This is a genomic window from Neisseria sp. HMSC061B04, assembly GCF_001836705.1.
Taxonomy (GTDB): domain Bacteria; phylum Pseudomonadota; class Gammaproteobacteria; order Burkholderiales; family Neisseriaceae; genus Neisseria.
Window position 1 is genome coordinate 1 of sequence record NZ_KV830217.1, and the last position, 230, is coordinate 230.

Annotated in this window: 1 pseudogene; it reads right to left on the minus strand. The window is 48.3% G+C overall.

The features are described 5' to 3' along the window. Positions 1-230: pseudogene (locus HMPREF2661_RS11800) on the minus strand (hypothetical protein); the annotation flags it as partial.

A 230-nucleotide genomic window follows, 5' to 3' on the forward strand; every position in this document is an offset into this window, starting at 1 on the left:
TAGGTTTCGTAACATTCAAAGGATTCTTGGAATGCTCCGGCGTCTTCGATTTCTGTACCCCCCCTGTTAGACGAGGGGGGAGAATAAGAAGCGACACCGTCCGTTTCGCCGTCCGCTGGCGCGGCCGCCAAACCGTCCGTTGCCGCTTCTCTCTCTAAAATCTCTTTCTTCATGGCGTATCCCTTAAATAAAAACCCTTTGCAAATAATACTTTTACGTTTGTAAAGGTA